General features: G+C 66.9%; 8 protein-coding genes and 1 pseudogene. 6 read left to right on the top strand and 3 right to left on the bottom strand.

What is annotated here, in order from left to right:
- Both G3N64_RS15375 and G3N64_RS15370 read left to right on the top strand, forming a co-directional pair.
- On the top strand, positions 1-762 hold a 762-nt coding region (locus G3N64_RS15375; protein WP_241020984.1), incomplete at its 5' end, for an MFS transporter.
- Between the two features lie 152 nt (positions 763-914).
- Positions 915-1195 (top strand): annotated as a pseudogene (locus G3N64_RS15370) (DUF2501 domain-containing protein).
- 130 nt (positions 1196-1325) lie between these two features.
- Here G3N64_RS15370 and G3N64_RS15365 read toward each other — a convergent pair.
- Entirely contained in the window at positions 1326-1691 is a 366-nt protein-coding gene (locus G3N64_RS15365; RefSeq protein WP_205784711.1) for a hypothetical protein, read from the bottom strand.
- Between the two features lie 302 nt (positions 1692-1993).
- Positions 1994-2755 (bottom strand): hypothetical protein, encoded by a 762-nt coding sequence (locus tag G3N64_RS15360; RefSeq protein WP_205784710.1) that lies wholly within the window; start codon positions 2753-2755, stop codon positions 1994-1996.
- A gap of 134 nt (positions 2756-2889) precedes the next feature.
- Here G3N64_RS15360 and G3N64_RS15355 point away from each other — a divergent pair, with 134 nt between their 5' ends.
- The 3 genes from G3N64_RS15355 (at position 2890) to G3N64_RS15345 (ending at position 6347) form a co-directional block, all read left to right on the top strand.
- Positions 2890-4326: an aldehyde dehydrogenase family protein gene (locus tag G3N64_RS15355; RefSeq protein WP_205784709.1), complete on the top strand. Its 1437-nt coding sequence runs from the start codon at positions 2890-2892 to the stop codon at positions 4324-4326.
- Positions 4327-4449: 123 nt separating this feature from the next.
- Positions 4450-5640 carry a nitronate monooxygenase family protein gene (locus tag G3N64_RS15350; RefSeq protein ID WP_205784708.1) on the top strand — a complete coding sequence of 397 codons (1191 nt, stop codon included), beginning with the start codon at positions 4450-4452 and terminating at the stop codon, positions 5638-5640.
- A 65-nt stretch (positions 5641-5705) separates the two neighbouring features.
- Positions 5706-6347 carry an OmpW family outer membrane protein gene (locus G3N64_RS15345; protein WP_122945502.1) on the top strand — a complete coding sequence of 214 codons (642 nt, stop codon included), beginning with the start codon at positions 5706-5708 and terminating at the stop codon, positions 6345-6347.
- A 76-nt stretch (positions 6348-6423) separates the two neighbouring features.
- Here G3N64_RS15345 and G3N64_RS15340 read toward each other — a convergent pair whose 3' ends face one another.
- Entirely contained in the window at positions 6424-6627 is a 204-nt protein-coding gene (locus G3N64_RS15340; protein ID WP_010095552.1) for a DUF1289 domain-containing protein, read from the bottom strand.
- A gap of 429 nt (positions 6628-7056) precedes the next feature.
- On the opposite strand from G3N64_RS15340, the gene G3N64_RS15335 reads away from it, so the two are divergent.
- Positions 7057-8151 (top strand): polyamine ABC transporter substrate-binding protein, encoded by a 1095-nt coding sequence (locus G3N64_RS15335; protein ID WP_205784707.1) that lies wholly within the window; start codon positions 7057-7059, stop codon positions 8149-8151.
- Positions 8152-8171 lie beyond the last annotated feature (20 nt).

The following is an 8171-nucleotide window of genomic DNA, read 5'->3' as shown; positions in this document are numbered from 1 at the left end:
GCCGGGTACGACATGACGCTTGCGTTGGCCGTGTTCGCAGTGTTGCCGCTTGCCGGACTGGCCGGGCTGCGCGGCCGGCGCGACGGCCGCGAGGGCGCGGTGCGGCAGGCACCGCCGCGCCTGAAGCCGACCGAGCCGCGCCTGCGGTTGCCCTGGTTCAGCGCGCTGGCGCTTTACAGCGCCGTGATGATCGCGAACAGCGCACTCGGGTTTTACGTGATCGACCGCTTGGGCGTGAGCGCGCAGGCCGCGCCACTCGCGACCGGTTATGCGCTCGGCAGCGCGGGCCTCGGGTTGATCGTCACGCAGGCGCTGGTCGGGCGTTTGCGATCGGTTGCCCCGGCGCAGTGGCTGCGCTGGGGCGCGCTCGCGGGCGGTGCCGGATTCGCGTCGGTGCTGATGGCCGAGGCTGAGCAGCCGCTGGCGCTGTGTGCGAGCTATCTCGTCGCCGCATGCGGGATGGGCGCGGCGTTTCCGGCCGTGGCGGCGCTGGCGAGCGCGCGGGTGGCGCCGCACGAGCAGGCTGCGTGCGCGGGCGCGATGTCGATGGCCCAGGGGCTCGGCATGGTGATCGGGCCGCTGGCCGGTGCGATGCTGTACGAACTGCATCCGGCCATGCCGTTCGCGTCGATCGGCGTGATGCTGGCGCTCGTTTCCGTCGCCGCTTCGTGGCGGGGAGCGCATGCGGCGGAGGCATCGCAGCGCACGTGCCGGCACCGTGCGGCAGGCTGCGATGCTTGCCGCACGAACGACGGACTGTGAGTCGACGCATTACGTCAAGCTTTGTCAAATTGCCGAAAAAACGTGCTGCCGCGCGCATCTGCGGGCGGCGCAGGGGCTGTCATGCCCGGGTTGGTTGAGTATCCTTGGATTCGATTCGCGGTACTCACGCAGTCACAACCGGGAGGCTTCACATGAATGCACGTCTATACCGCGCGGCTGTTGCCGGCGCGCTGATCGGATGGCTCGCGCCGTTTTCGGTGGCGCATCCGGCCGCGCATCGTCGGTGAAGGACGCGCTGATGGGCAAGCTCGGCGGCAACGCGTCGTCCGACAGCAGCTATTCCAGCGGCGCGAGCGGGATTCTCGACGCCGGCAACGGCGGCAAGCTCGACCTGAGTGGCGGCGGCCTGAAGCAGCAGGTGACCAAGCAGATCTGCGACAAGGTGCTGACGCAGGCGAAGTCGCTGCTGTAAGCGTTCCGGCGCGCGGCGGCACAGCGGGCGGTGCGACGCGTATAGCGCCCGTCGGTCATCGCGACTGCCAGGCGCGCATCGACGAAAAGACGGGCGGCCGCACGACAAGCCGCGGCCCGCACGTAGGGGCTCAGTCGGCCAGCCGCTTGTCGGCGAGCGCCTTGCAGCAGTCTTCGTAGACCCATTGCACGAGTTTCGCCCGATAGTCGAGATCGTCGGTATCGACGATTTCCTCGACCGCGTCGCGCGCCCACGACGCATCGACGAACCCGGCATGCCGCTTGGCGATGTCCTGCGCGAGCGCCGCGAGCCTGGCGATCACGAGCCAGTCGGCCTGACGGTGATGACGGTCGAGCCAGCGGTGCGCGGCCTGGACCTGGAACGCGGCGTCCGGCCACGATTCGTTGAGGTAAAACGCGCCGAGATTGCCGCAGGTGAGCCAGCAAAGCAGCTCGAGGCGGTCTTGCGAGCCGAGGATATGGGATGCGTCGGACATGGCAGCGCTCACGAAATACGTCGATTCCGGGCGGCGCCGGTTGCAACGGGCCGGTGCCGATAATAAAAACATAGCACGATGCGGGCCCGGCCGCGCACCCGGGCGGATGCTGACATGGCGGCGGCGAAACGGACGCTGCGCCGGCGTGGATGATTGACCGCGGCGTGAGGGGGCGGCGGGAGCGGAAAGTGCGGGGGGAACCGCGCGGGAAGATGCGGCCGGGGGTTCGGCGCGCTTACGCCGTGAGCGGGCCCGTTGGCGGGCCCGCCGCAGCCCGGCGCGCGGGCTGCGGATGAGCGGGATCAGGTGGTCGTGTGCGTGGCGCGCGCGATCGAGCGGATGCTGCGCTCGACGCGGATCAGGATGATCAGCACCGCGAGCGACACGAACGAATACAGCGCGACGAGCGCGGCGACGCCCGCGTAGCGCGCGGTCTGGCCGTTCTCGGCAGCCGTTTCTTCCGAGGCCTTCTTCTCGTTGTCGATCGCGGTCCGGCGTGCGTCGTAGCGCTCGGAAAAGTCGCGCATGACCGCCGACACGACGTCGGTGTACGCCTGCTCGCGCGCATATTCGTCGCCGTGGCCGGTGACCTTCTTCTTGACGCTGGCCGCGACGTCCGCGCGCGACAGCACCTTGTCGAGATACGCGATCTGCTGCTCGTAGTACGCGACGTCCGGATGGTCGTCGTCGCCGAGCACGCGCTGGAACGACGGCTCGTACGCGTCGCGATCGACCGCGTAGTCCGGCGACAGGGCCGCCCGGCCGTGTTTTTGCACGATGCCCGACAGTTGCGTCGACAGGCGCAGCGCGGGCGACGCGTTGTCGTCCTTGTCTGCCGCGCCGTCGGCGGCCGGCGTGGCCTTGGCGGGTGCATCGTTCTCCCACGCGAACGATGCGGGATCGACCTGGATGGCCGAATCGACCTTCGGCGGTTTCGACAGGCGCGCATCGAGTGCGACCGCGCCGAATATGACCCCGCCGATCAGGACTGCGGTCGCGAACAACAGCACGATCACGCGCAGTACCTGAAGATAGCCGCCCTCGATTTTGGTCAGGATGCTCAAGGCATTCTCCTTTCTTATGATGAATGAGGCGCCGAGGCTAGAGACCTTTCTAATGGCTGTCAATCGTCACGCCGGGTCACACCGGCCGACCGGAACGCTCGCTAGAATGTCGGCTTTCCTGGAGGCGGAAAGCGATGAAAATCTACGACCAGTTCTACATCGGCGGCGCGTGGCGCAAACCGGCGGGCACCGGCACGATCGACGTGATCGACTCGGGCACCGAGGCCGTGATCGGCCGGATTCCGGAAGGCGTCGCATCCGACGCGCAGGACGCGATCCGCGCGGCGCGCGCAGCCTTCGACGCCTGGGCGGCCACGCCCGCCGCGACGCGCGCAGGCTACCTGCGCAAGATCGTCGAGCATCTGCAGGCGCGCAGCGAGGAACTTGCGCAGTCGATCACCGGCGAAGTCGGGATGCCGATCAAGCTGTCGCGCGCGATCCAGGTCGGCGGCCCGATCTACAACTGGAAGGCCTACGCGAAGCTCGCCGAGTCGTTCGAGTTCGAGGCACAGGTCGGCAACTCGCTCGTCGTGCGCGAGCCGGTTGGCGTCGTCGCGGCGATCACGCCGTGGAACTACCCGCTCAACCAGGTGACGCTGAAGGTCGCGCCGGCGCTCGCGGCCGGCTGCACGGTCGTCCTGAAGCCGTCGGAAGTCGCGCCGCTCAACGCGTTCATGCTCGCCGAGGCGATTCACGAAGCCGGGTTGCCGGCCGGCGTGTTCAACCTCGTGTGCGGCTACGGCCCGGTGGTCGGCGAGGTGCTGGCCACCGATCCGGACGTCGACATGGTGTCGTTTACCGGCTCGACGCGCGCCGGCAAGCGCGTGGCCGAGCTGGCGGCTGCGGGCGTCAAGCGCGTCGCGCTCGAGCTGGGCGGCAAGTCGGCATCGGTGATCCTCGACGATGCCGATTTCGCGACGGCGGTGAAGGGCACGGTCAACGCGTGCTACCTGAACGCGGGGCAGACCTGCTCGGCGCATACGCGCATGCTGGTGCCGGAAGCGCGTTATGAAGAGGCGCGCGCAATCGCGAAGGCGGTGGCCGAAACCTACGTCGCCGGCGATCCGCGGCAGGACGCGACGCGCCTCGGCGCACTCGCATCGGCCGTGCAGCAGCAGCGCGTGCAGGCCTACATCCAGCGCGGGATCGACGAAGGCGCGGAGCTCGTGACGGGCGGCACGGGCCTGCCGGAAGGGCTCGCGAAGGGCTTCTTCGTGAAGCCGACCGTGTTCGGCCGCGTCGATCCGAAATCGACGATCGCGCAGGAAGAAATCTTCGGGCCGGTGCTGTCGATCATCACGTATCGCGATGAAGACGAAGCCGTGCGGATCGCGAACGATTCGCCGTACGGGCTCGGCGGCGCGGTGTGGGCCGGCAGCGACGAACGCGCGATGGGCATCGCGCGCCGCATCCGCACGGGACAGGTCGACATCAACGGCGGCACGTGGAACATGGCCGCGCCGTTCGGCGGCTACAAGCAGTCGGGTCACGGCCGCGAGAACGGCGTGTACGGGCTCGAAGAATATCTCGAGTACAAGTCGATGCAGCTCAAGCCCGCGAAGCCGGCCTGAGTGTTTTTCACGGCCCGAACCGGAAACGGCACGCTCGCGTGCCGTTTTTTTATTGACGGCCGTCAAGGTGCGCGTCGGTGGATCGTCGATCATCGCGGTTCCGATGTTCCGATGAGGTTTCAGATGACCGTACGCACTTCCTTTCCGCCGCTGACGATTCGCGGCCGCACCTTGCTGCCTGTCGTGCAGGGCGGCATGGGCGTCGGCATTTCCGCGCACCGGCTGGCGGGCAGCGTCGCGCGCGAAGGCGCGGTCGGCACGATCGCGAGCATCGACCTGCGCCACCATCATGCGGACCTGCTCGCGCGTTGCCGCGCGCAACCCGATCGCGCGACGCTCGAGGCCGCGAACCGCGAGGCGCTGGCACGCGAGATCCGCCTCGCGAAGACCTACAGCGAAGGGCGCGGGATGATCGCGGTCAACGTGATGAAGGCCGTGAGCGCGCATGCGGACTACGTGCGGGTCGCGTGCGACGAGGGCGCGGATGCGATCGTGATGGGCGCGGGCCTGCCGCTCGACCTACCCGATCTCACGCAAGGGCACGACATCGCGCTGATTCCGATCCTGTCGGACAGCCGCGGGATCGCACTCGTGCTGAAGAAGTGGATGAAGAAGGGGCGCCTGCCCGACGCGATCGTGATCGAGCATCCGGCGCATGCGGGCGGCCATCTCGGCGTCACGCAGATCGACGACATGCACGACGGTCGTTTCGATTTCGCGCGCGTGCTCGACGAGACCGCCCAGGTGATGGCGTCGCTCGGCCTTGCGCGCGAAACGATCCCGCTGATCGTTGCGGGCGGGATCAACAGTCACGATACGGTGCGCGCGGCGCTCGAGGCCGGCGCGAACGGCGTGCAGGTCGGGACGCCGTTCGCGGTCACGGAAGAGGGCGATGCGCATCCGCACTTCAAGCGCGTGCTGGCCGACGCGACACCCGACGACATCGTCGAATTCGTCAGCGTGACGGGGTTGCCCGCACGCGCGGTGAAAACGCCGTGGCTCGATCGTTACCTGCGCAACGAGACGCGCATCCGCAACAAGCTCGGCGCGCTGAAGCAGCGCTGCCCGACCGCGCTCGAATGCCTGAGCGTATGCGGCCTGCGCGACGGCATCGAGAAGTTCGGCCATTTCTGCATCGACACGCGGCTGGCGGCAGCGCTGCGCGGCGACGTCGCGAACGGGCTGTTCTTCCGCGGCCGCGAAGCGCTGCCGTTCGGCCGTGCGATCCGCAGCGTGCGCGATCTGCTCGACCTGCTGCTGACGGGCTGTGCGACCGAACCTGCGGCAAACCGTCCCACGTTTACGCTGGCTTGACGAATATCAAGATGACGAAAAGACCCTACAGGGAGAATGGAAACCATTCTTTGGGGGGCCGTACCATGCATAAAACGATTCGAACTTGTGTCACCGCTGCGGCCGTTGCAGCCGCTTTCGCCGCGATGCCTTCGCTGTCGCACGCGGCCTCGCCGGGCGACGGCATCAATCAGGGCGACGTCCTGGTCCGGCTGCGCGCGATCAGCATCCAGCCGAACGAACGCGCGAGCGACACGCTGGGCGCGCTCAACGTCGGCGTGAACAACGCGATCGTGCCCGAGCTCGACTTCACGTACATGATCCGCGACTACCTCGGCGTCGAGCTGATCCTCGGCACGTCGCGGCACCAGGTGACGTCGAGCCTCGGCAATCTCGGCGGCGTGGGCGTGCTGCCGCCGACGCTGCTGCTGCAGTACCACTTCAACCATGCCGGCAAGGTGCGTCCGTACGTTGGCGCGGGCGTGAACTACACGTACTTCTACAACAACGGGCTCAACGTTGGCGGCGAGGGCGTATCGATCAACAAGAGCAGCTTCGGCCCCGCGCTGCAGTTCGGCGTGGACGTGCAGCTGACGAAGAAGGTCTTCATGAACGTCGACGTGAAGAAGATCTGGATGAGCACCGATGCGACGCTCGGCGACAAGGGCATCGGCACGCTGCACATCGATCCGCTGATCGTCGGCGTGGGCGTCGGGATGAAGTTCTAGACGCGGCGGGAAAAGAACAGAGTTGGGGTTGGCGGCATGGCGGTCGGCATGCCGCTCTTTTTTTTGCGCGGCGGATTTACAGCTTGTCGTACTGGAAGCGCATCGCGGTGCCTTCGCGCGAGATGCGCTCCCACACCGCGCGCTTTTCGTCGTCGCTCAGGAACACCCAGTTCGACACTTCGGCGGCCGTGCGGCCGCAGCCCTTGCAGACTTCGTCGAAGAGGGTCGAGCACACGCCGATGCAGGGGCTGTCGGGCAGGTCGTGGAGATTGGAGGCCATCGGAAGGGTTCGCGCAGTTGAATCGTCAGCCGCCATTTTAATGCATCGCGGCCGGACGGTCGGGCGGGTGCGGCCGGCGTGCTGTACGGGTGCAGGGGCGTGACAGTCCGGCCGGGCATCGGGCGCGACCGCAGCCAACGAACGGTTTGCGCATCGGGCCGGCGAACGCGGTTTCGCCGCCGCCCGTTTTTCCCGGTGGACAGCCGCCGATTACCCGATAGAATTCCCCGGGAACATCCCGCCGCACGGGCGGCCTGACCGGCCGGCGGCGGGAATCTGTTCCGTTTGCGCGACACCGGCATGATTTTTTTGTGACGGCGCGCGAATGATGGTAGTTTTCGGGGTTTTCGAGGGGCGGAGCACCAGAATGCGCCGCCATGACGAGGCAGACGGCAGCCGGGCACAAGGTCCGGCCGGAGGGAGAACGGGATGAAAGCAAAGGTAGTGGGCCGGTTCGCAGCGCTCGCGCTGTGCGTGGGTGCATCGGCGGCAGCGGCGAAGGAGTCGCAGCTCAATGTCTATAACTGGTCGGACTACATTGCGAAGGACACGATCCCGAACTTCGAGAAGCAATCGGGCGTCAAGGTCCGCTACGACAACTACGACAGCGACGACACGCTGCAGGCGAAGCTGCTGACGGGCAGCTCGGGCTACGACATCGTCGTGCCGACCAGCAACTATGCGGGCAAGCAGATCGCCGCCGGCATCTTCGCGCCGCTCGACAAGTCGAAGCTGCCGAACCTCAAGTACCTCGATCCGCAACTGATGGCGCTCGTCGCCGGCGCGGACCCGGGCAACAAATACTCGGTGCCCTGGGCGTACGGCACGACCGGCCTCGCGTACAACCTGACGAAGGCGCAGCAGGCGCTGGGCAAGGTACCGCTCGACAACTGGGACATCCTGTTCAAGCCGGAAAACCTCTCGAAGCTGAAGACCTGCGGCGTGTCGGTGCTCGACGCACCCGACCAGATGTTCGCGGCGGCGCTGCACTACATCGGCAAGGATCCGATGAGCACGAACCCGGCCGACTACAAGGCCGCGATGGAAGTGCTGAAGAAGATCCGCCCGTACATCACGCAATTCAACTCGTCGGGCTACATCAACGACCTGGTCGGCGGCGACATCTGCTTCGCGTTCGGCTGGTCGGGCGACGTCGTGATCGCGAAGCATCGCGCGATCGAGGCGAAGAAGGCGTACAAGATCGAGTACTACATTCCGAAGGGCGGCGCGCCGGTGTGGTTCGACGTGATGGCGATCCCGAAGGATGCGAAGAACAAGGATGCCGCGCTGCAGTGGATCAACTACATCGAGGATCCGAAGGTGCACGCGGCAATCACGAACGCGGTGTACTACCCGAGCGCCAACGCCGAAGCCCGCAAGTACGTGCGGCCCGACGTCGCGAACGACCCGGCCGTCTATCCGCCGGCCGACGTCGTGAAGACGCTGTTCCTGCTCAAGCCGCTGCCGCCTGAAATCCAGCGTCTGCAGACGCGTCTGTGGACCGAGCTGAAGTCGGGCCGCTGACGCGAGCCGGTGTTCCCAGC

This window comes from Burkholderia sp. Ac-20344, assembly GCF_017104975.1.
In the GTDB taxonomy this organism is placed as follows: Bacteria; Pseudomonadota; Gammaproteobacteria; order Burkholderiales; family Burkholderiaceae; genus Burkholderia.
The sequence above is the reverse complement of the archived record's forward strand: the minus strand, read 5'-3'. Positions and strand labels throughout refer to the sequence as shown.

What these genes read in the sequence shown, in the direction of transcription:
- G3N64_RS15365 (WP_205784711.1), bottom strand. Translation starts at nt 1,691, where the DNA reads ATGTCCGACGCATCCCATATCCTCGGCTCGCAAGACCGCCTCGAGCTG.
- G3N64_RS15355 (WP_205784709.1), top strand. Translation starts at nt 2,890, where the DNA reads ATGAAAATCTACGACCAGTTCTACATCGGCGGCGCGTGGCGCAAACCG.
- G3N64_RS15350 (WP_205784708.1), top strand. Translation starts at nt 4,450, where the DNA reads ATGACCGTACGCACTTCCTTTCCGCCGCTGACGATTCGCGGCCGCACC.
- G3N64_RS15345 (WP_122945502.1), top strand. Translation starts at nt 5,706, where the DNA reads ATGCATAAAACGATTCGAACTTGTGTCACCGCTGCGGCCGTTGCAGCC.
- G3N64_RS15340 (WP_010095552.1), bottom strand. Translation starts at nt 6,627, where the DNA reads ATGGCCTCCAATCTCCACGACCTGCCCGACAGCCCCTGCATCGGCGTG.
- G3N64_RS15335 (WP_205784707.1), top strand. Translation starts at nt 7,057, where the DNA reads ATGAAAGCAAAGGTAGTGGGCCGGTTCGCAGCGCTCGCGCTGTGCGTG.